Here is a 19,090-nt window from a genome sequence, read left to right on the forward strand (position 1 = left end):
TCAGCCCTCCGAGGGGGCGAGGCGCTCGAGCTCCGCCTGGGTGGACTTCAGCAGGTCGGTCCAGGACGCCTCGAACTTCTCGACGCCCTCGTCCTCCAGCACCCGCACGACGTCGTCGTACGAGATGCCGAGCTTCTCCAGCGCGTCGAGGTCGGCGCGCGCCTGCTCGTAGGTGCCGGTGATGGTGTCGCCGGTGATCTCGGCCTGGGCCTCGGTGGCCTCCAGCGTGGCCTCCGGCATGGTGTTCACCGTGTTCGGGGCGACGAGCCCGTCGACGTAGAGGGTGGCCGGGTACGCGGGGTCCTTCACACCGGTCGACGCCCACAGCGGACGCTGCTTGTTGGCGCCCGCGTTCTCCAGCGCGCTCCACCGGTCGGAGGAGAAGACCTCCTCGTAGGCCTGGTAGGCGAGGCGCGCGTTGGCGACGGCGGCCTTGCCGCGCAGCGCCTTGGCCTCGTCGGTGCCGATGGCGTCCAGCCGCTTGTCGATCTCGGTGTCCACGCGGGACACGAAGAAGGACGCCACCGAGTGGATCTGCGACAGGTCGAGACCCCGCTCCTTCGCCTTCTCCAGGCCGGTCAGGTAGGCGTCCATGACCTTGCGGTAGCGCTCCAGCGAGAAGATCAGCGTGACGTTGACGCTGATGCCGAGGCCGATCGTCTCGGCGATCGCCGGCAGACCCGCCTCGGTGGCCGGGATCTTGATCAGGGTGTTGGGGCGGTCCACGAGCCAGGCCAGCTGCTTGGCCTCGGCGACGGTCGCCTTGGTGTTGTGCGCGAGGCGCGGGTCGACCTCGATGGAGACCCGGCCGTCCTGGCCGTTCGTCGCGTCGAAGACCGGCCGCAGGATGTCGGCGGCGTCGCGGACGTCCGCCGTCGTGATCATGCGGATGGCCTCTTCGACGGTGACCTTGCGGGCGGCGAGGTCCGACAGCTGCTGGTCGTAGCCGTCGCCCTGGGAGATCGCCTTCTGGAAGATCGTCGGGTTGGTGGTGACGCCCACGACGTGCTGCTGGTCGATCAGCTCGGCGAGGTTGCCGGAGGTGATCCGCTTGCGCGACAGGTCGTCCAGCCAGATCGCGACGCCTTCGTCGGAGAGGCGCTTGAGTGCGTCTGTCATGGAATTACATCTCCTACGTGTCGTATATGAGCGTCAGCGCTGAGCGTCGGCGAGGGATTCCCGCGCCTTCGCGGCCACGTTCTCCGCGGTGAAGCCGAACTCCTTGAAGAGCAGCTTGCCGTCGGCGGAAGCACCGAAGTGCTCCAGCGAGACGATGCGGCCGGCATCCCCCACGTACTTGTGCCAGGTCAGACCGATGCCCGCCTCGACGGACACCCGGGCCTTGACGGACGGCGGCAGCACGGAGTCCCGGTACCCCTGGTCCTGCTGCTCGAACCACTCGACGCACGGCATCGAGACGACACGCGTGGGCACGCCCTCGGCCTGGAGCCGCTCACGGGCCTCCACGGCCACGTGCACCTCGGAACCGGTGGCGATCAGGATCACCTGCGGCTCGCCGCCGTCGGCCTCGAACAGCACGTAGCCGCCCTTGGCCGCGTCCTCGTCCGGCTCGTACACCGGCACGCCCTGGCGGGTGAGCGCCAGGCCGTGCGGCTGGCCCTTGCCGAACTCCTTGGTCCAGCGCCGCAGGATCTCGCGCCAGGCGATGGCCGTCTCGTTGGCGTCCGCCGGACGCACGATGTTCAGACCCGGGATCGCGCGCAGCGAGGCCAGGTGCTCGACCGGCTGGTGGGTCGGGCCGTCCTCGCCGAGGCCGATGGAGTCGTGCGTCCACACGAACGTCACCGGCAGGTGCATCAGGGCCGACAGGCGCACCGCGTTGCGCATGTAGTCGGAGAAGACGAGGAAGGTGCCGCCGTAGACGCGGGTGTTGCCGTGCAGCGTGATGCCGTTCAGCTCCGCGCCCATGGAGTGCTCGCGGATGCCGAAGTGGATCGTGCGGCCGTACGGGCTGGCCTCGGGCAGCGGGTTGCCCTCGGGCAGGAACGAGCTGTCCTTGTCGATGGTGGTGTTGTTCGACCCGGCGAGGTCGGCGGAGCCGCCCCACAGCTCGGGGATCACCGCGCCGAGCGCCTGCAGCACCTTGCCGGACGCGGCACGCGTCGCGACGGCCTTGCCGGGCTCGAAGACCGGGAGCTTCTCCTCCCAGCCGGTGGGCAGCTCGCCCTTGCTGATCCGGTCGAACTCGGCGGCCCGCTCCGGGTTGGCCTCCCGCCACTCCTGGAGGGACTTCTCCCACTCGGACTTCGCCTGGGCACCGCGCTCCAGCGCCTTGCGGGTGTGGGCGATGACCTCGTCGGCGACCTCGAACGACTTCTCCGGGTCGAAGCCGAGGACGCGCTTGGTGGCCGCGACCTCGTCCTCGCCCAGCGCCGAGCCGTGCGCGGCCTCGGTGTTCTGGGCGTTCGGGGCCGGCCAGGCGATGATGGAGCGCATCGCGATGAACGACGGCCGGTCGGTGACCTTCTTCGCCTCCTGGATCGCGGCGAAGATCGCCTGCGGGTCCAGGTCGCCGCTCTCCTTGGCCTCCACGCGCTGCACGTGCCAGCCGTAGGCCTCGTACCGCTTGACAGTGTCCTCGGAGACGGCCGTCTCGGTGTCGCCCTCGATCGAGATGTGGTTGTCGTCCCACAGCAGGATCAGGTTGCCGAGCTTCTGGTGGCCGGCCAGCGAGGACGCCTCGGCGGAGATGCCCTCCTGGAGGCAGCCGTCACCGGCGATGCAGAAGACGAAGTGGTCGAAGGGGGACTCGCCGGCCGGGGCCTGGGGGTCGAACAGACCGCGCTCGTAGCGGGCGGCCATCGCCATGCCCACCGCGTTGGCGACACCCTGGCCCAGCGGGCCCGTGGTGGTCTCGACGCCCTTGGTGTGCCCGTACTCCGGGTGGCCGGGGGTCTTGGAGCCCCAGGTCCGGAACGACTTCAGATCGTCCAGCTCCAGGCCGAAGCCGGCCAGGTAGAGCTGGGTGTAGAGGGTCAGGGACGAGTGCCCGGCGGACAGCACGAAGCGGTCGCGGCCGACCCACTCCGGATCCGCCGGGTCGTGCCGCATCACCTTCTGGAAGAGGGTGTAGGCGGCCGGGGCCAGGCTCATCGCCGTACCGGGATGGCCGTTGCCGACCTTCTGTACGGCGTCTGCGGCCAGGACACGGGCGGTGTCCACGGCCCGCTGGTCCAGCTCGGTCCACTCAAGGTCTGTGGTGGTCGGCTTGGTGCTCACCCTGGGTCAGGGCTCCTCTCCACATGTCGGTCGCCGGTCGTCGGGGCATGCGCCCACCCGGCCGCCGACGGGCTTGCCGCCCGCCGGCCGCTGTCGAGCCTACCCCCGTAAGGACGTGCGTTTTTTCGAGTGTTTCCAGACTGCCGGGAGTCCGCGCGATCCGCCTCCCGACTGGCCGGGAACGGCATTTGGCACATGAATACGGAGCCGGTCATCTGAGCGCTCAATCGAGTGCGGGGACCCCTCTTATGGGGCGTGCGTCAACACGACCCCACCCCCGCGAAGGGCGGGGTATGGGCAACGTCTAAAGTGGCGTGGTACGCGCGAGCCTTTACCGGGACTTCATACGGGGGGCTTGCTGGGATGTCTCTGTCAGGGGTGTGCGTGACGGCCGTCGAATCCCGTCCAGCGGCTTTGCTCGATGGTGCGAGCCAGGGCCCGGCTCATCGGCCGTTCGGGGCCCGTGTCAAGGCGTTCGTGGCGCTGACCAAGCCGCGGATCATCGAGCTGCTGCTCATCACCACCGTTCCGGTGATGTTCCTGGCGCAGCAGGGTGTGCCCGACCTCAAGCTGGTGCTGCTCACCTGCGTCGGCGGCTATCTGTCGGCGGGCGGCGCCAACGCGCTGAACATGTACATCGACCGGGACATCGACGCCCTGATGGACCGCACCTCGCAGCGGCCCCTGGTGACGGGCATGGTCAGTCCGGCCGAGTGCCTGGTCTTCGGCATCACCCTCGCGGTCGTGTCGACACTGCTGTTCGGCCTCACCGTCAACTGGCTGAGCGCCTGGCTCTCGCTCGGGGCGCTCCTCTTCTACGTCGTCGTCTACACGATGCTCCTCAAACGGCGTACGTCGCAGAACATCGTGTGGGGCGGCATCGCGGGCTGCATGCCCGTGCTGATCGGCTGGTCGGCCGTGACGGACTCGCTCTCCCTGGCGCCGGTCATCCTGTTCCTGGTGATCTTCTTCTGGACCCCGCCGCACTACTGGCCGCTGTCCATGAAGGTGAAGGACGACTACGCCCGCGTGGGCGTGCCGATGCTGCCGGTCATCGCCTCCAACAAGGTCGTGGCCCGGCAGATCGTCCTCTACAGCTGGGTCATGGTCGCCGTCTCCCTGCTCCTCACCCCCCTCGGCTACACCGGCTGGTTCTACACGGCCGTCGCGCTGGCCGCGGGCGGATGGTGGCTGTGGGAGGCGCACGCGCTGCAGCACCGGGCCAAGGCCGAGGTCACGGGCGTGAAGCTCAAGGAGATGCGGCTTTTCCACTGGTCGATCACCTATGTGTCGCTGCTGTTCGTCGCGATCGCGGTGGACCCGTTCCTGCGCTGAGCGCGCCCGGGCGCACGTCACAGCGCCCTGATCTCGCCAGCCGATCTACCCGTCGGTAGCATCCTGGGCATGGCAGACACGCAGCAGGTTGACGCACGGGCCGAGCGCAAGGTGGCGAGGCTCGCCCGGGAGATCAGCGCCTTCTCCAAGGCCCACGGCGGCGCCGAGGGCCAGGTGGCCCACATCGGCGAACGCGGCGCCCGGATCGTCCTCGTCGGCGAGGACGGCGGCTGGGGCGACCTGGTGGCTCCCACGTACGAGATCGCCGAGAAGGCCGTCGAGAAGGCGGGCATCACGGTCCACGAGTCCTTCGACGGCGAGTTCGCCGCGAAGGTGGCGACGGGGCCGTACGAGTGGAAGCGGATGGCCGGCATCCAGATCGGCGGCTAGCGCGGGCGGCGCCCGTGGGGAGCCGCACACGGATGCGGCGCCGCGTTCCTTCGGGTCGGCTGCCGCCACCTGAACCCCGGATCACCCGTTAGGACGTGTAAGGCAGCGCGCCCACGTCCCACGGGGAGCCGGAATGATCGAGACGCCGTCCCTCGTGGACCAGTACTGCCACGGCGTGCTGCGGACGGAACTGGGCCTCGGCACCTTCGAGGCCCAGCTGGCCCGCACCGAGGGACCCCCGGCCCCGGGCACCACCCTCTTCGACACCCAGACCGGCTTCGCGGTACGGCGCTGGTGCCCGCCCCTGCTCGGCCTCGAACCGCACTGCCCGCCGGCCCGCTACCTGGCCCGGCGCCGCGAACTGGGCGTCCTGGAGTCGGGCCGCAGGCTGCTGCGCGGCAGCGGCATCACGACCTACCTGGTCGACACGGGGCTGCCCGGCGACCTCACCGGCCCGGCCGAACTGGCCTCGGCGGCGGCGGCCCAGGCCCGCGAGGTCATCCGGCTCGAACCGCTCGCGGAGCAGGTCGCCGACACCTCCGGCACCGTCGACTCCTTCCTCGCCAACCTCGCCGAGTCGGTGCACGGAGCCGCGGCCACCGCCGTCGCCTTCACCTCCGTCGCGGGCCTCAGACACGGCCTGGCCCTCGCGCCCGAGCCGCCGGAGCCGGGGGAGGTGCGCGGCGCGGCGGGCCGCTGGCTGGCCGGACGGTGCGTCGGCGGCGCGCTCAGCGACCCCGTCCTGCTCCGGCACCTGCTGTGGATCGCCGTCGCCTCGGGCCTGCCCCTGCAACTGCACGCGGGCCTCGGCGAGCCCGGCTCCCGCATCGACCGCACGGACCCGGTGCTGCTCACCGACTTCGTCCGGGCCACGGCCGGCCTCGGCACCGACCTGATCCTGCTGCACGGCTATCCGTACCACCGCCACGCCGCCCACCTGGCCGGTGTCTTCCCGCACGTCTACGCCGACTCCGGCGCCGCGCTGGTCCGCACCGGCGCCCGGGCGGCCACGGTCCTCGCCGAGATCCTGGAACTGGCCCCCTTCGGCAAGATCCTCTTCTCCACCGGCGCACGGGGCCTGCCGGAACTGCATGTCGTCGGCGCCCGTCTCTTCCGGGAGGCGCTGGGCCGCGTGCTGGGCCACTGGGTCGCCGACGGCGCCTGGTCCCTGGAGGACGCCCAGCGGGTGGCGAGGATGATCGCGGCGGACAACGCGCGCCGGGTGTACGGGCTCGGGTGAGTCGTCCAGACTGAGCGGATGACGACCGCGGTTGTGCTCGAAGGGTTCCTGCACGCCCTGCGACCCCTGCGCCCCCGCGCCGTCTGGGCGCACGGCTCACTGGCCGGCGGTGACTACCAGGAGGGCCGCAGCGACCTCGACCTGATCGCCGTCCTGCCGGACCCGCTGACCCTGGGAACGGTACGACGGCTTGTCGCGCTGCACCGCGGGCAGCGCAGGGAACCCCTCGCGGCGAAGCTCCACTGCAGCTACCTCACGCCGGCCACCCTGCACGACCCGGACCGGCCCCACCTCACGTGGGCCCACGAACGGGTGACGCGCCGGCCGGTCACCCCCGTCACCCGGCGCGAGCTGCACGCCTTCGGACGCGTGCTGCACGGCGAGGCCCCGGCGGGGCTGCTGCCGCCGGTGCCGGAGCGGCAGCTGACCGACTTCGTCGTGCGCGACCAGCGGGACTTCTGGCGGCCCGCGGTGGACAAGGCCCGCCTCTGGCGGCAGGACGTCTGGGTCGACCTGGGCCTGCTGACCTTCGCCCGGGCCACCGTGACCCTGCGCGAGGGCCGGCTGATCTCCAAGCGGGAGGCCCTCGGCGAGCTGGGGGCGCTGGGTGCTCCGGCGGAGGTCGTGGAGGACATCACCCGGCGCCGCTACGGCACCCCCGCCCCGGCCTCCACCGACTGGCTCGCCCGGCGGGCCGGGCTGACCCGCGCCTACCTGGGGCCGGCGATCGACGCCCTCGTCGCCACGTACGGGTGACTCACGCGCGGGTGCCGACCGGCACCTCGGCCGCCGGGCCCGGCAGGTCCGCGGCGGCTTCCGAACGCTCGCGCAGCGACAGCAGGACCCGCAGGGCGGCGATCCAGATCAGGCACGAGCCGAGCATGTGCAGGGCGACCAGGACCTCGGGCAGGTGCGTGAAGTACTGCACGTAACCGATCACGCCCTGGGCCAGCAGCACGACGAACAGCTCGCGGGTCCGGGCCAGGGGACCCTGCGGCGCGTCGACCGCCTTCAGGACGAACCACAGGGCGAACGTCAGCGTCACCACGATCCACGCGAGCACCGCGTGCAGCTTGGCGACCGTCTCCCAGTCGATCGGGATGCGGTCGACCTCGCTGGAGTCGCCGGCGTGCGGCCCGGCCCCGGTCACCACCGTGCCGACCGCGATGAGCAGCACGGACGCGAGCACCAGGAACCACACCAGCTGCTGCACCGCCTTGCCGACCAGCGGACGCGGCGCCGCGTCGCCCTCCCGCGCGCGCTGCCACATCACCGTGGCGATGGCGATCAGGGCGGTGGAGAGCAGGAAGTGCGCGGCGACGGTGTACGGGTTGAGGCCGACCAGGACGACGATGCCGCCGAGGACGGCGTTGCCCATGACCACCCAGAACTGGGCCCAGCCCAGCCGGGTCAGGTCGCGCCGCCACGGCTTGTGGGCCCGGGCGGCGACGATCGCCCAGCCGACGGCCGCGCACAGCACGTACGTCAGCATGCGGTTGCCGAACTCGACGACCCCGTGGAAGCCCATGGCCCGGGTGGTGGTCAGCGAGTCGTCGGTGCAGGTGGGCCAGGTCGGGCAGCCGAGGCCCGAGCCGGTCAGGCGGACGGCGCCGCCGGTCACGACGATGACCACCGACATCACGAGCGCGGCGAGCGCCGCCCGCCGGACGGTCCGGGGGTCCGGGGTCCAGCGGTCGGCGATGAAGGCGAGCGGGTTGCGCAGGGCGGCTTCGGCGTCGGCGCGGTTCAGCTTTGGCACGCGCACCATGGTAGGCCGCCGCTTGTGCACGCGTTCACGAGGGTCCGCCCCGGCGCGTGCGGGATCGGTCACTCCCAGCGGAAGAACCTCCCGGCCGCGGCGAGGCCGGCGACCGCCCAGACGGCGAGAATCCCCAGGTCGCCCCAGGGCATGCCGGCGCCGTGCTGGAGCACGTCCCGCAGGCCGTCCGAGAGGGCGGAGATCGGCAGCAGTCCGAGGACCCGTTCACCCGTCGAGCCGAACTTCTCCAGCGGCACGATGACCCCGCCGCCGACGAGCAGCAGCAGGAAGACCAGGTTGGCGGCGGCCAGCGTCGCCTCTGCCTTCAGCGTGCCCGCCATCAGCAGGCCGAGCCCGGAGAAGGCGGCGGTGCCGACGACGAGCAGCAGCAGGACGGCGGCCGGGTCGCCGTGCGGGGACCAGCCCAGCGCGAAGGCGATGACGGTCAGCAGGATCACCTGGAGGACCTCCGTGACCAGCACGGACGCCGTCTTGGCGGCCATCAGGGCCCAGCGGGGCAGCGGCGAGGAGGCGAGCCGCTTCAGGACGCCGTAGCGGCGCTCGAAGCCGGTGGCGATGGCCTGGCCGGTGAACGCCGTCGACATCACGGCCAGGGCCAGGACGCCGGGGGCGAGGAAGTCGACGGCGTCGCCCTTGCCGGTGTCCACGATGTCGACCGAGCTGAAGAGCACCAGCAGCAGGGTCGGGATGACGACCGTCAGCAGCAGCTGCTCGCCGTTGCGCAGCAGCATCTTCGTCTCCAGCGCCGCCTGCGCCGCGATCATGCGGGGGAGCGGGGCGGCTCCGGGCTTCGGGGTGTACGTACCCGCCGTGATCACGAGCGCAGCTCCTTGCCGGTCAGCTCCAGGAAGACGTCCTCCAGCGTGTGCCGTTCCACCGAGATCCGCTCGGGCATCACCCCGTGCTGGGCGCACCAGGACGTCACCGTGGCCAGCAGCTGGGGATCGACCTTGCCGACGACCCGGTAGGAGCCCGGGGTCAGCTCGGCGGCCGTGCAGTCGGCCGGCAGCGCCTTGAGCAGGGAGCCGACGTCGAGGCCGGGCCGGCCGGTGAAGCGCAGGGTGTTCTCGGCGCCGCCCCTGCACAGCTCCTCCGGGGAGCCCTGGGCGATGACCCGGCCGCCGTCGATGATCGCGACGTCGTCGGCGAGCTGCTCGGCCTCGTCCATGTGGTGCGTGGTGAGGATCACCGAGACGCCGTCGGCGCGCAGGTCCCTCACCAGGTCCCAGGTGGCCCGGCGGGCCTGCGGGTCGAGCCCGGCGGTCGGCTCGTCCAGGAACACCAGCTGCGGGCGGCCCACGACGGCCATGGCGAGCGCCAGCCGCTGCTGCTGGCCGCCGGAGAGCCGGCGGTAGCCGGTCCGGCCGCAGGAGCCGAGCCCGAGGCGTTCGACGAGGGCGTCGACGTCCAGCGGATGGGCGTGCAGCTTCGCCATGTGGCGCAGCATCTCCTCCGCCCGGGCACCGGAGTACACGCCTCCGGACTGGAGCATCACGCCGATGCGGGGGCGCAGCTCGGCGGACTGCCGTACCGGGTCGAGACCCAGGACGCGCACCGTGCCGGAATCCGGCTTCCGGTACCCCTCGCAGGTCTCGACCGTGGTCGTCTTCCCGGCCCCGTTGGGCCCGAGTACGGCGGTCACGCCCGGCTGGGCGACCAGGTCGAGGCCGTCCACCGCGGTCTTCGTGCCGTACCGCTTCACCAAGGCCTGGACCTGGACCACCGGCTCACTTCGCATGGGTCCAGAGTCTAGGTACGCCGTCCGGCCCTCAGGCGCGGGGGTGGTGGAAGTCCTCCTCACGGGGCCGGTGCAGGGGCAGCCAGCGCTCGGCGTAGGCCACGGCGTCCGCGACCGGGAACAGCCGGACGTCCGCCGCGCCCACCGTGCCCCGCACGACGGGCCGGTCCCGCTCGAAGTCGTGCCCCAGCTCGTCGAACCGGTCGGAGCTGATCGACACCTCGGTCACCGTCTCCCAGCCGCCGGGAGCGGGCCGGCCGACCCGCACGCGGGGCGCGGGTATCCGGTACTCGGCGAGGTGGAACGCGGTGCAGGAGTCGTAGCCCGCGCCGAGCAGCAGCACCCGGGCGCCCAGCCGCTCCAGCCGGGCCAGCGGGCTGCGCTCGCCGAGCCGGCAGTCGGGTGCGTGGCCGTCGGTGATCTCCCGCGAGCGCGGGCCGACGGCGGCGAAGGAGGTCTGCGGATGGGCGCTGCGCCGGGCGCCCGGCCAGGTGCGCACGGTCTCCGGCACGACCCCGACCCCGAGGGAGGGGGTGATCAGCGGATCGTACGGCGGCATGGTGGCGCGGATGCGGTCCCACCACTCCTCGGGCACCGGCGGATTCACCCAGACGGCCGGATCGGAGTGGGCGCCGGTCTGGGTGGGGACGACGAGCGTGCCCGCCGGACCGAGGGCGTCCAGGATTCCCCGGACGACCGCGACCGCGCCTCCGTTGACCCAGCCGAGGGAGCTGAGCGAGGAGTGCACGAGGAGGGTCTCACCGGCCTCGACACCGAGCAGTGCCAGCTGGGCGGCGATGTCGTCCCGGGTGACAAGAGGGCCGGTCGGAGGGGGTGTGGGCATGGTCCCGGAGTCTCCCGGACGGGCGCGCGGGACGCCACCGCATTACCCAGGGCGACGGCCCGGACGGTCGACCGGATGATCGTTTCCGCAGGTCGGATTAGGTTCACCTAAGTGACGCAGGGCACCGCTGGTGATCCGGACGGCGCTTGTCAGGCTCCGCGGAATTACGCAACAATGGCGTTGTGAAAAACGTCGGCGAGGCTCGGGAGACCCCCACGGGGGCCCCTCAGGAGGAGCTAGCGACCGGTGAGCGCTCCACGCGCAACCGGGTCGCGCGCTCCATCCTGGACCACGGGCCGTCGACCGTCGCCGAACTCGCCGGCCGGCTGGGACTGACCCAGGCGGCCGTCCGGCGTCACCTGGACGCGCTGGTCGCCGACGACGTCGTGGAGGCCCGCGAGCAGCGGGTGTACGGCACGCGCACGCGCGGCCGGCCCGCGAAGGTCTTCGCGCTCACCGACTGCGGCCGGGACGCCTTCGACCAGTCGTACGACAAGCTCGCCGCGGACGCGCTGCGCTGGATCGCGGAGCAGGGGGGCGGCCCCGAGGCGGTCGCCGCCTTCGCCCGCGCCCGGATCGCCGCCCAGGCGGGCGCGTACCGCGAGGCGATCGAGGCCGTGGCACCGGACAAACGCGCCGAAGCGCTGGCCAAGGCCCTGAGCGCCGACGGGTACGCTGCTACGGCGCGCAGCGCACCGGTCGGCGAGCAGCTCTGCCAGCACCACTGCCCGGTCGCCCACGTCGCGGAACAGTTCCCGCAGCTGTGCGAGGCGGAGACGGAGATCTTCGCCGAGCTGCTGGGCACCCACGTCCAACGACTGGCGACCATCGCGCACGGCGACGGCGTCTGCACGACGTTCATCCCCAAGATTTCCACTGACGCACCTGCAAGCACGGCCGGGAGGAACCCCGCATGACTCTCCCCACGGAGACTGCCCACCCTGAGCTGGAGGGCCTGGGCAAGTACGAATACGGCTGGGCCGACTCCGACGTGGCCGGTGCCTCCGCCAGGCGTGGCCTCAACGAGGACGTCGTCCGCGACATCTCGGGCAAGAAGTCCGAGCCGGAGTGGATGACCAAGCTGCGCCTGAAGGGCCTGAAGCTCTTCGAGAAGAAGCCGATGCCGAACTGGGGCTCCGACCTCTCGGGCATCGACTTCGACAACATCAAGTACTTCGTGCGCTCCACGGAGAAGCAGGCGGAGTCCTGGGAGGACCTGCCCGAGGACATCAAGAACACCTACGACAAGCTGGGCATCCCGGAGGCCGAGAAGCAGCGCCTCGTCGCCGGTGTCGCCGCCCAGTACGAGTCCGAGGTCGTCTACCACCAGATCCGCGAGGACCTGGAGGAGCAGGGCGTCATCTTCCTCGACACCGACACCGCCCTGAAGGAGCACCCGGAGCTCTTCAAGGAGTACTTCGGCACGGTCATCCCGGCCGGCGACAACAAGTTCGCCGCGCTGAACACCGCCGTGTGGTCCGGCGGCTCCTTCATCTACGTGCCGAAGGGCGTGCACGTCGAGATCCCGCTCCAGGCCTACTTCCGCATCAACACGGAGAACATGGGCCAGTTCGAGCGGACCCTGATCATCGTCGACGAGGGTGCCTACGTCCACTACGTCGAGGGCTGCACCGCGCCGATCTACAAGTCGGACTCGCTGCACTCCGCGGTGGTCGAGATCATCGTCAAGAAGAACGCCCGCTGCCGCTACACGACCATCCAGAACTGGTCGAACAACGTCTACAACCTGGTCACCAAGCGCGCCGTGGCCTACGAGGGCGCGACCATGGAGTGGATCGACGGCAACATCGGCTCCAAGGTGACGATGAAGTACCCGGCCGTCTACCTGATGGGCGAGCACGCCAAGGGCGAGACCCTGTCCATCGCCTTCGCGGGCGAGGGCCAGCACCAGGACGCGGGCGCCAAGATGGTCCACATGGCGCCGAACACCTCGTCCAACATCGTCTCCAAGTCGGTGGCGCGCGGTGGCGGCCGTACGTCCTACCGCGGTCTCATCGAGATCGGCGAGGGCGCCGCCGGGTCGAAGTCGAACGTGCTGTGCGACGCGCTGCTGGTCGACACCATCTCCCGGTCGGACACGTACCCCTACGTCGACGTCCGCGAGGACGACGTGTCCATGGGTCACGAGGCCACCGTCTCCAAGGTCTCCGAGGACCAGCTCTTCTACCTGATGAGCCGCGGCCTCTCCGAGGACGAGGCCATGGCGATGATCGTGCGCGGCTTCGTCGAGCCGATCGCCAAGGAGCTGCCCATGGAGTACGCGCTGGAGCTCAACCGGCTGATCGAGCTGCAGATGGAGGGCGCGGTCGGCTGACCACCGGTCCGCACTCCCCGTCAAGCCCACCCGTAAGAAAGCGAGCATTACGACAGCCATGGCTGAGGCCCCTAACATCCCGGTCGGTTCGACGACCGCCGGCTCGATCGCGGTCGCCGCGGAGTCGACCGTCGTCTCGCGCATGAGCGCGCCCCCGTCCTTCGACGTCGCGGACTTCCCGGTCCCGCACGGCCGTGAGGAGGAGTGGCGGTTCACCCCGCTGGAGCGCCTGCGCGGCCTGCACGACGGCACCGCCGTCGCGAACGGCGACGGCGTGAAGGTCGACGTCCAGGCCCCCGAGGGCGTCACCGTCGAGACCGTGGGCCGCGACGACGCGCGCCTCGGCAAGGCGGGCACCCCGGTGGACCGCGTCGCCGCCCAGGCGTACTCCGCCTTCGAGAAGGCCTCGGTCGTGACCGTCCCCAAGGAGACCGTCCTCACCGAGCCGATCCGCATCGCCGTGCACGGCCAAGGCGGCACCGCCTTCGGCCACCAGGTGATCGAGCTGGGCGCCTTCGCCGAGGCCGTCGTGGTCATCGACCACACCGGTGACGCGGTGCTCGCCGCGAACGTCGACTACCTCCTCGGGGACGGTGCCAAGCTGACCGTCGTCTCCGTCCAGGACTGGGACGACAAGGCCGTCCACGTCGCCCAGCACAACGCGCTGGTCGGCCGGGACGCGTCCTTCAAGTCCGTGGTCGTGACCTTCGGCGGTGACGTGGTCCGCCTGCACCCGCGCGTGGAGTACGCCGGCCCCGGCGGCGAGGCCGAGCTGTTCGGCCTGTACTTCACCGACGCCGGGCAGCACCAGGAGCACCGCCTGCTGGTCACCCACAACACCCCGCACTGCAAGTCGAACGTCGTCTACAAGGGCGCCCTCCAGGGTGACGACGCGCACGCGGTCTGGATCGGTGACGTGCTCATCGAGGCCAAGGCCGAGGGCACGGACACCTACGAGATGAACCGCAACCTGGTCCTCACCGACGGCTCGCGCGTCGACTCGGTGCCGAACCTGGAGATCGAGACCGGCGAGATCGTCGGCGCGGGACACGCCTCCGCCACCGGCCGCTTCGACGACGAGCAGCTCTTCTACCTGATGGCCCGCGGCATCCCGGAGCACGAGGCCCGCCGCCTGGTGGTCCGCGGCTTCTTCGCCGAGCTGGTCCAGCAGATCGGTGTCGCCGACATCGAGGAGCGCCTGCTCGCCAAGATCGAGGAAGAGCTGGAGGCTTCGGTCGCATGACGTCGTTCGTACGCGTCTGTGGGCTCAGCGAGCTGGAGGACGGCACCCCGAAGCGGGTGGAACTCGACGGCACGCCCGTCTCGGTCGTGAAGACCGAGGGCGAGGTCTTCGCGATCCACGACATCTGCTCCCACGCGAACGTCTCCCTCTCCGAGGGCGAGGTGGAGGACTGTCAGATCGAGTGCTGGCTGCACGGCTCCGCCTTCGACCTGCGCACCGGCAAGCCGTCCGGCCTCCCCGCGACGCGCCCCGTCCCCGTATACCCCGTAAAGATCGAAGGGGACGACGTTCTCGTCTCCCTCACCCAGGAGTCCTGAGGCACCCATGGCAACGCTTGAAATCCGAGACCTGCACGTCACCGTCGAGGCCGACAACGCCACGAAGGAGATCCTCAAGGGCGTCGACCTCACCGTGAAGCAGGGCGAGACGCACGCCATCATGGGCCCCAACGGCTCCGGCAAGTCGACCCTCGCCTACTCCCTCGCGGGTCACCCGAAGTACACGATCACCGGCGGCACGGTCACCCTGGACGGCGAGGACGTCCTGGAGATGTCCGTCGACGAGCGCGCCCGCGCGGGCCTGTTCCTGGCGATGCAGTACCCGGTCGAGGTCCCCGGCGTCTCGGTCTCCAACTTCCTGCGCACCTCCGCCACCGCCATCCGCGGCGAGGCCCCCAAGCTGCGCACCTGGGTGAAGGAGGTCAAGGAGGCCATGGAGCGCCTCAACATGGACCCGTCCTTCGCCGAGCGCAACGTCAACGAGGGCTTCTCCGGCGGTGAGAAGAAGCGCCACGAGATCCTCCAGCTGGAGCTGCTCAAGCCGAAGGTCGCGATCCTCGACGAGACCGACTCCGGCCTGGACGTCGACGCGCTGCGCATCGTCTCCGAGGGCGTCAACCGCGTCCGCGAGTCCGGCGAGGTCGGCACCCTGCTGATCACGCACTACACGCGCATCCTGCGCTACATCAAGCCCGACCACGTCCACGTGTTCGCCGGCGGCCGCATCGTCGAGTCCGGTGGCCCCGAGCTCGCGGACAAGCTGGAGAACGAGGGCTACGAGGCATACGTGAAGGGTGGCGCATCCGCGTGACACAGCTGCCGGGCCTCCTCGACACCGAGGCGATCCGCAAGGACTTCCCCGTCCTGGACCGAGTCGTCCACGACGGCAAGAAGCTCGTGTACCTGGACAACGCGGCGACCTCGCAGAAGCCGCGCCAGGTACTGGACGCCCTGAGCGAGTACTACGAGCGCTACAACGCCAACGTCCACCGCGGTGTGCATGTGCTCGCCGAGGAGGCCACGGCGCTGTACGAGGGCGCGCGCGACAAGGTCGCCGCGTTCATCAACGCGCCGAGCCGCGACGAGGTGATCTTCACCAAGAACGCCTCCGAGTCGCTCAACCTCGTGGCGAACATGCTGGGCTGGGCCGACGAGCCCTACCGGGTGGACCACGAGACCGAGATCGTCATCACGGAGATGGAGCACCACTCCAACATCGTGCCGTGGCAGCTGCTCGCGCAGCGCACGGGCGCGAAGCTGAAGTGGTTCGGCCTCACGGACGACGGCCGTCTCGACCTGTCGAACATCGACGAGATCATCACCGAGAAGACGAAGATCGTCTCCTTCGTGCTGGTCTCCAACATCCTCGGCACGGTCAACCCGGTCGAGACGATAATCCGCCGCGCCCAGGAGGTCGGCGCCCTCGTCTGCATCGACGCCTCCCAGGCCGCCCCGCACATGCCGCTGGACGTGCAGGCCCTGCAGGCCGACTTCGTGGCCTTCACCGGCCACAAGATGTGCGGCCCGACCGGCATCGGCGTCCTCTGGGGCCGCCAGGAGCTGCTGGAGGACCTGCCTCCGTTCCTCGGCGGCGGCGAGATGATCGAGACGGTCTCGATGCACTCCTCGACGTACGCCCCCGCCCCGCACAAGTTCGAGGCGGGCACGCCCCCGATCGCCCAGGCGGTCGGCCTCGGCGCGGCGATCGACTACCTCCAGTCGATCGGCATGGACAGGATCCTCGCCCATGAGCACGCGCTGACGGAGTACGCGGTGCGGCGCCTGGCGGAGGTTCCCGACCTGAGGATCATCGGCCCGACGACGGCCGAGGACCGCGGGGCGGCGATCTCCTTCACGCTCGGGGACATCCACCCGCACGACGTGGGCCAGGTCCTGGACGAGCAGGGCATCGCGGTCCGTGTCGGCCACCACTGCGCCCGCCCGGTCTGCCTCCGCTACGGAATTCCTGCGACCACGCGAGCGTCGTTCTATCTGTACTCCTCGCCGGCCGAGATCGACGCTCTGGTCGACGGCCTGGAGCACGTACGGAACTTCTTCGGCTGAGAGGCGAGTCGACACCGTGAAGCTGGATTCGATGTACCAGGACGTCATCCTGGACCACTACAAGAACCCGCACGGGCGTGGTCTGAGGGATGGCGACGCCGAGGTGCACCATGTGAACCCGACCTGCGGCGACGAGATCACCCTGCGCGTGAAGTACGCCGGCACGAAGATCGAGGACGTCTCGTACGAGGGCCAGGGCTGCTCGATCAGCCAGGCGAGCGCCTCCGTGCTCAACGAGCTCCTCGTCGGCAAGGACCTGGCCGAGGCGCGGAAGATCCAGGAGACCTTCCTGGAGCTGATGCAGTCCAAGGGCAAGATCGAGCCCGACGACGCGATGGAGGAGGTCCTGGAGGACGCGGTCGCGTTCGCCGGTGTCTCCAAGTACCCCGCGCGGGTGAAGTGCGCCCTCCTGAGCTGGATGGCGTGGAAGGACGCGACGGCCCAGGCGCTGGGTGGCGCCGACGCCGAAAGGAAGACGGCATGACCGACACCGCAGAGATGAAGCCGGTCTCGGAGGAAGAACTCCGCGAGGCCCTGATGGACGTGGTCGACCCCGAGCTGGGCATCGATGTCGTCAACCTCGGCCTGATCTACGGCATCCACATCGACGACTCCAACATCGCCACGGTCGACATGACCCTGACCTCGGCGGCCTGCCCGCTGACGGACGTCATCGAGGACCAGGCCAAGTCCGCCACGGACGGCCTCGTCAACGAACTGCGCATCAACTGGGTCTGGATGCCGCCGTGGGGTCCCGACAAGATCACGGACGACGGCCGTGAGCAGCTCCGGGCGCTCGGGTTCAACGTCTGACACACAGCCGGTGACAGGGGCCGTGGCCATGGGCCACGGCCCCTTTCGCGTGCTCAGGCCACCCCGTCCACCAGCAGGAACGCCGAGTCGGACCGGTAGAGGCCGGTGTCCTGGTACGGGTCCAGCCGGAGCTGGAAGTCCTGGTGGCGCAGGAAGCGGCCGGGGTAGTTGACCGACTCCAGTACGACCGCGCCGGTGACGGCGGAGGGGCGGGGGCAGAACGTGGCGTCCTGCCGGAACAGGGCGGAGCCGTCGGCGCGTTCGGCGCGGAGCAGGAAGTCGCGGTGGCGGAGGTAGCCGCCGTCGGCCGTGGTGAAGGACCAACAGCGGCCGTCGGCAAGGCCCCTGACCCGGGTGAAGGTGGCGGCGCGGCGGTCCGCGGCCGAGGTGACGGGGTCGAGCCTCACCAGACCGCCGCTCACGTGCCAGTAGCGGTCGGGGTGGCTGAGGGAGCGGACGGACGTGCCGTGCTCCGCCGGGCGGGAGGAACCGGCCGTGGGCGTCGGCGACTTCGCGGGCGTGCGCTCCGGGCGGGCGGGGGACGCGGGGGCAAAGGACGAGGGCGGCGACGGGGCCGTGCGGTTCCGCGCGGGAGCCGGCGTGTGCGCCGCCGAGGCGGACGGGGAGGCGAAGGAGAGCAGGCCGGGGCCGTCGTCGGGCGGCGTCGGCGGTGCGGTGGCCCTCGTCTCGCCGGGGCGGTCGTCGAGGGCGGTCACGGCCACGGTCGCCACGGCTGCCGCCAGCGCCAGTGCGGCGGCCGGCCAGAGTCTTCGGATGCGGGGGGTGTCTTCGAGCACGGGCCCGCACAGTAGTGGAGGCGGGGCCGGCCGCGAGCGGTTTCGACGCAAGAGGAACCACCTCGTTGTGTACGAGCGTACACAGGCGCTGTGTACGCTCGTACACATGGGGTACCTGCTGCTCTCCGGCGCCATCGCCGCCGAGGTCGCCGCCACGACCGCGATGAAGTACAGCGAGGGATTCAGCCGGCTCTGGCCCTCGCTCGTGACCGCTGTGGGCTACGTCGTCTCGTTCGCGCTGCTCGCGCGGACGCTGAGGACCGTCCAGATCGGCACGGCGTACGCGATCTGGTCCGGCGTGGGCACCGCGACCGTCGCCGTCCTCGGTCTGCTGCTGTTCGGCGAGGGGCTGAGCCCGGCCAAGGTCGCCGGGATCGTGCTGATCATCGGCGGAGTGGTCGTGCTGAACCTCGGCGGGGCGGCCCACTGATGCCGCGCCGCCACGACCCCGGGCGCCGGCAACGGATCATCGACGCGGCGATCCGGGTGGCCGGCCGGGACGGCATCGCCGGGCTGAGCCACCGCACGGTCGCCGCCGAGGCGGACGTACCGCTCGGCTCCACGACGTACCACTTCGCCACCCTCGAAGAACTGCTGGTGGCCGCGCTGCGGCAGGCGAACGAGGGGTTCGGCCGGGTGCTGGCCGAGCTGGTGCCGGAGGGCGGTGACGGCGACCTCGCCGCCGACCTCGCCCGGGCGCTCGGGCAGTGGCTGGCGGGCGGGCGCACGGGCGTGGAACTGGAGTACGAGCTGTACCTGGCCGCGCTGCGCCGCCCCGCGCTGCGTCCCGTCGCCGCCGAGTGGACCGAGCGGGGGGCGGCCCTGCTGGCCCGCCGGACCGACCCGGTCACGGCCCGGGCCCTGCTCGCGCTGATGGACGGCATCTGCCTCCAGGTGCTGCTGACGGGCGGTTCCTACGACGAGGAGTACGCGCGCTCCGCGCTGGCCCGGCTGATCCCCTGAAACCCGCGCCCGGCACGTGAGACGCGGTTC

General features: G+C 70.8%; 21 protein-coding genes. 14 read left to right on the forward strand and 7 right to left on the reverse strand.

Annotated features, from left to right (window positions below; genetic code table 11):
• Window positions 1-1,119, reverse strand: coding sequence for a transaldolase (gene tal / locus AB0946_RS23715; protein ID WP_366762636.1), 1,119 nt, complete (start codon window positions 1,117-1,119; stop codon window positions 1-3).
• A gap of 33 nt (window positions 1,120-1,152) precedes the next feature.
• Window positions 1,153-3,240 carry a transketolase gene (gene tkt / locus AB0946_RS23720; RefSeq protein ID WP_366762637.1) on the reverse strand — a complete coding sequence of 696 codons (2,088 nt, stop codon included), beginning with the start codon at window positions 3,238-3,240 and terminating at the stop codon, window positions 1,153-1,155.
• A gap of 363 nt (window positions 3,241-3,603) precedes the next feature.
• Between tkt and AB0946_RS23725 the strand changes: the two genes are divergently transcribed.
• The 4 genes from AB0946_RS23725 to AB0946_RS23740 all read left to right on the forward strand — a co-directional run bounded on the left by AB0946_RS23725 (window position 3,604) and on the right by AB0946_RS23740 (window position 6,961).
• Window positions 3,604-4,575 (forward strand): heme o synthase, encoded by a 972-nt coding sequence (locus tag AB0946_RS23725; RefSeq protein WP_366762638.1) that lies wholly within the window; start codon window positions 3,604-3,606, stop codon window positions 4,573-4,575.
• A 69-nt stretch (window positions 4,576-4,644) separates the two neighbouring features.
• Window positions 4,645-4,965 carry a hypothetical protein gene (locus tag AB0946_RS23730; protein WP_366762639.1) on the forward strand — a complete coding sequence of 107 codons (321 nt, stop codon included), beginning with the start codon at window positions 4,645-4,647 and terminating at the stop codon, window positions 4,963-4,965.
• 133 nt (window positions 4,966-5,098) lie between these two features.
• Entirely contained in the window at window positions 5,099-6,205 is a 1,107-nt protein-coding gene (locus AB0946_RS23735; RefSeq protein ID WP_366762640.1) for an amidohydrolase family protein, read from the forward strand.
• 18 nt (window positions 6,206-6,223) lie between these two features.
• Entirely contained in the window at window positions 6,224-6,961 is a 738-nt protein-coding gene (locus tag AB0946_RS23740) for a nucleotidyltransferase domain-containing protein (RefSeq protein ID WP_366762641.1), read from the forward strand.
• A gap of 1 nt (window position 6,962) precedes the next feature.
• Here the strand turns inward: AB0946_RS23740 and AB0946_RS23745 are convergent, their stop codons facing one another.
• From AB0946_RS23745 to AB0946_RS23760, 4 genes are read right to left on the reverse strand one after another with little or no spacing between them, the layout of a single operon-like run.
• Window positions 6,963-7,973 (reverse strand): COX15/CtaA family protein, encoded by a 1,011-nt coding sequence (locus AB0946_RS23745; RefSeq protein ID WP_366762642.1) that lies wholly within the window; start codon window positions 7,971-7,973, stop codon window positions 6,963-6,965.
• 59 nt (window positions 7,974-8,032) lie between these two features.
• Window positions 8,033-8,749: an ABC transporter permease gene (locus AB0946_RS23750; RefSeq protein WP_366762774.1), complete on the reverse strand. Its 717-nt coding sequence runs from the start codon at window positions 8,747-8,749 to the stop codon at window positions 8,033-8,035.
• Between the two features lie 50 nt (window positions 8,750-8,799).
• Window positions 8,800-9,723 carry an ABC transporter ATP-binding protein gene (locus tag AB0946_RS23755; protein WP_366762643.1) on the reverse strand — a complete coding sequence of 308 codons (924 nt, stop codon included), beginning with the start codon at window positions 9,721-9,723 and terminating at the stop codon, window positions 8,800-8,802.
• A 31-nt stretch (window positions 9,724-9,754) separates the two neighbouring features.
• Entirely contained in the window at window positions 9,755-10,567 is an 813-nt protein-coding gene (locus AB0946_RS23760; protein ID WP_366762644.1) for an AAC(3) family N-acetyltransferase, read from the reverse strand.
• Window positions 10,568-10,749: 182 nt separating this feature from the next.
• On the opposite strand from AB0946_RS23760, the gene AB0946_RS23765 reads away from it, so the two are divergent.
• The 8 genes from AB0946_RS23765 to AB0946_RS23800 are packed head-to-tail and all read left to right on the forward strand — an operon-like array spanning window position 10,750 to window position 17,300.
• Window positions 10,750-11,484 carry a metalloregulator ArsR/SmtB family transcription factor gene (locus AB0946_RS23765; protein ID WP_366762645.1) on the forward strand — a complete coding sequence of 245 codons (735 nt, stop codon included), beginning with the start codon at window positions 10,750-10,752 and terminating at the stop codon, window positions 11,482-11,484.
• Window positions 11,481-12,902, forward strand: coding sequence for a Fe-S cluster assembly protein SufB (sufB, locus tag AB0946_RS23770; protein WP_014671980.1), 1,422 nt, complete (start codon window positions 11,481-11,483; stop codon window positions 12,900-12,902). Before AB0946_RS23765 ends, sufB begins: the two co-directional genes overlap by 4 nt.
• Window positions 12,903-12,960: 58 nt before the next feature.
• Window positions 12,961-14,145, forward strand: a complete 1,185-nt coding sequence (gene sufD / locus AB0946_RS23775; RefSeq protein WP_366762646.1) for a Fe-S cluster assembly protein SufD — start codon at window positions 12,961-12,963, stop codon at window positions 14,143-14,145.
• Entirely contained in the window at window positions 14,142-14,462 is a 321-nt protein-coding gene (locus AB0946_RS23780) for a bifunctional 3-phenylpropionate/cinnamic acid dioxygenase ferredoxin subunit (protein ID WP_366762647.1), read from the forward strand. Before sufD ends, AB0946_RS23780 begins: the two co-directional genes overlap by 4 nt.
• A gap of 7 nt (window positions 14,463-14,469) precedes the next feature.
• Complete coding sequence (gene sufC / locus AB0946_RS23785; RefSeq protein WP_014671977.1) at window positions 14,470-15,234, forward strand: Fe-S cluster assembly ATPase SufC; 765 nt, start codon at window positions 14,470-14,472, stop codon at window positions 15,232-15,234.
• A complete protein-coding gene (locus AB0946_RS23790; protein ID WP_356341027.1) occupies window positions 15,231-16,487 on the forward strand; it encodes a cysteine desulfurase in 1,257 nt (418 codons plus the stop codon). Before sufC ends, AB0946_RS23790 begins: the two co-directional genes overlap by 4 nt.
• 16 nt (window positions 16,488-16,503) lie before the next feature.
• A complete protein-coding gene (gene sufU / locus AB0946_RS23795; protein ID WP_366762648.1) occupies window positions 16,504-16,971 on the forward strand; it encodes a Fe-S cluster assembly sulfur transfer protein SufU in 468 nt (155 codons plus the stop codon).
• Window positions 16,968-17,300: a metal-sulfur cluster assembly factor gene (locus AB0946_RS23800; RefSeq protein WP_171157451.1), complete on the forward strand. Its 333-nt coding sequence runs from the start codon at window positions 16,968-16,970 to the stop codon at window positions 17,298-17,300. The genes sufU and AB0946_RS23800 overlap by 4 nt, the downstream gene beginning before the upstream one ends.
• Before the next feature lie 53 nt (window positions 17,301-17,353).
• Here the strand turns inward: AB0946_RS23800 and AB0946_RS23805 are convergent, their stop codons facing one another.
• The gene (locus tag AB0946_RS23805) at window positions 17,354-18,097 is read right to left on the reverse strand and encodes an AbfB domain-containing protein (RefSeq protein ID WP_366762649.1); all 744 of its coding nucleotides are present in this window, start codon (window positions 18,095-18,097) and stop codon (window positions 17,354-17,356) included.
• Between the two features lie 106 nt (window positions 18,098-18,203).
• On the opposite strand from AB0946_RS23805, the gene AB0946_RS23810 reads away from it, so the two are divergent.
• Window positions 18,204-18,527 carry a multidrug efflux SMR transporter gene (locus tag AB0946_RS23810; RefSeq protein ID WP_366762650.1) on the forward strand — a complete coding sequence of 108 codons (324 nt, stop codon included), beginning with the start codon at window positions 18,204-18,206 and terminating at the stop codon, window positions 18,525-18,527.
• Window positions 18,527-19,060 (forward strand): TetR family transcriptional regulator, encoded by a 534-nt coding sequence (locus AB0946_RS23815; RefSeq protein ID WP_366762652.1) that lies wholly within the window; start codon window positions 18,527-18,529, stop codon window positions 19,058-19,060. The genes AB0946_RS23810 and AB0946_RS23815 overlap by 1 nt, the downstream gene beginning before the upstream one ends.
• Window positions 19,061-19,090 lie beyond the last annotated feature (30 nt).

Source organism: Streptomyces sp. NPDC046870, from assembly GCF_040704595.1.
GTDB classification, from domain to species: domain Bacteria; phylum Actinomycetota; class Actinomycetes; order Streptomycetales; family Streptomycetaceae; genus Streptomyces; species Streptomyces argyrophylli.

What these genes read in the sequence shown, in the direction of transcription:
- sufD (WP_366762646.1), top strand. Translation starts at nt 12,961, where the DNA reads ATGGCTGAGGCCCCTAACATCCCGGTCGGTTCGACGACCGCCGGCTCG.
- AB0946_RS23730 (WP_366762639.1), top strand. Translation starts at nt 4,645, where the DNA reads ATGGCAGACACGCAGCAGGTTGACGCACGGGCCGAGCGCAAGGTGGCG.
- AB0946_RS23760 (WP_366762644.1), bottom strand. Translation starts at nt 10,567, where the DNA reads ATGCCCACACCCCCTCCGACCGGCCCTCTTGTCACCCGGGACGACATC.
- AB0946_RS23800 (WP_171157451.1), top strand. Translation starts at nt 16,968, where the DNA reads ATGACCGACACCGCAGAGATGAAGCCGGTCTCGGAGGAAGAACTCCGC.
- AB0946_RS23755 (WP_366762643.1), bottom strand. Translation starts at nt 9,723, where the DNA reads ATGCGAAGTGAGCCGGTGGTCCAGGTCCAGGCCTTGGTGAAGCGGTAC.
- AB0946_RS23815 (WP_366762652.1), top strand. Translation starts at nt 18,527, where the DNA reads ATGCCGCGCCGCCACGACCCCGGGCGCCGGCAACGGATCATCGACGCG.
- tal (WP_366762636.1), bottom strand. Translation starts at nt 1,119, where the DNA reads ATGACAGACGCACTCAAGCGCCTCTCCGACGAAGGCGTCGCGATCTGG.
- sufC (WP_014671977.1), top strand. Translation starts at nt 14,470, where the DNA reads ATGGCAACGCTTGAAATCCGAGACCTGCACGTCACCGTCGAGGCCGAC.
- AB0946_RS23745 (WP_366762642.1), bottom strand. Translation starts at nt 7,973, where the DNA reads ATGGTGCGCGTGCCAAAGCTGAACCGCGCCGACGCCGAAGCCGCCCTG.
- AB0946_RS23740 (WP_366762641.1), top strand. Translation starts at nt 6,224, where the DNA reads ATGACGACCGCGGTTGTGCTCGAAGGGTTCCTGCACGCCCTGCGACCC.
- AB0946_RS23810 (WP_366762650.1), top strand. Translation starts at nt 18,204, where the DNA reads ATGGGGTACCTGCTGCTCTCCGGCGCCATCGCCGCCGAGGTCGCCGCC.
- AB0946_RS23725 (WP_366762638.1), top strand. Translation starts at nt 3,604, where the DNA reads ATGTCTCTGTCAGGGGTGTGCGTGACGGCCGTCGAATCCCGTCCAGCG.
- AB0946_RS23750 (WP_366762774.1), bottom strand. Translation starts at nt 8,749, where the DNA reads ATGATCGCGGCGCAGGCGGCGCTGGAGACGAAGATGCTGCTGCGCAAC.
- sufB (WP_014671980.1), top strand. Translation starts at nt 11,481, where the DNA reads ATGACTCTCCCCACGGAGACTGCCCACCCTGAGCTGGAGGGCCTGGGC.
- AB0946_RS23780 (WP_366762647.1), top strand. Translation starts at nt 14,142, where the DNA reads ATGACGTCGTTCGTACGCGTCTGTGGGCTCAGCGAGCTGGAGGACGGC.
- AB0946_RS23735 (WP_366762640.1), top strand. Translation starts at nt 5,099, where the DNA reads ATGATCGAGACGCCGTCCCTCGTGGACCAGTACTGCCACGGCGTGCTG.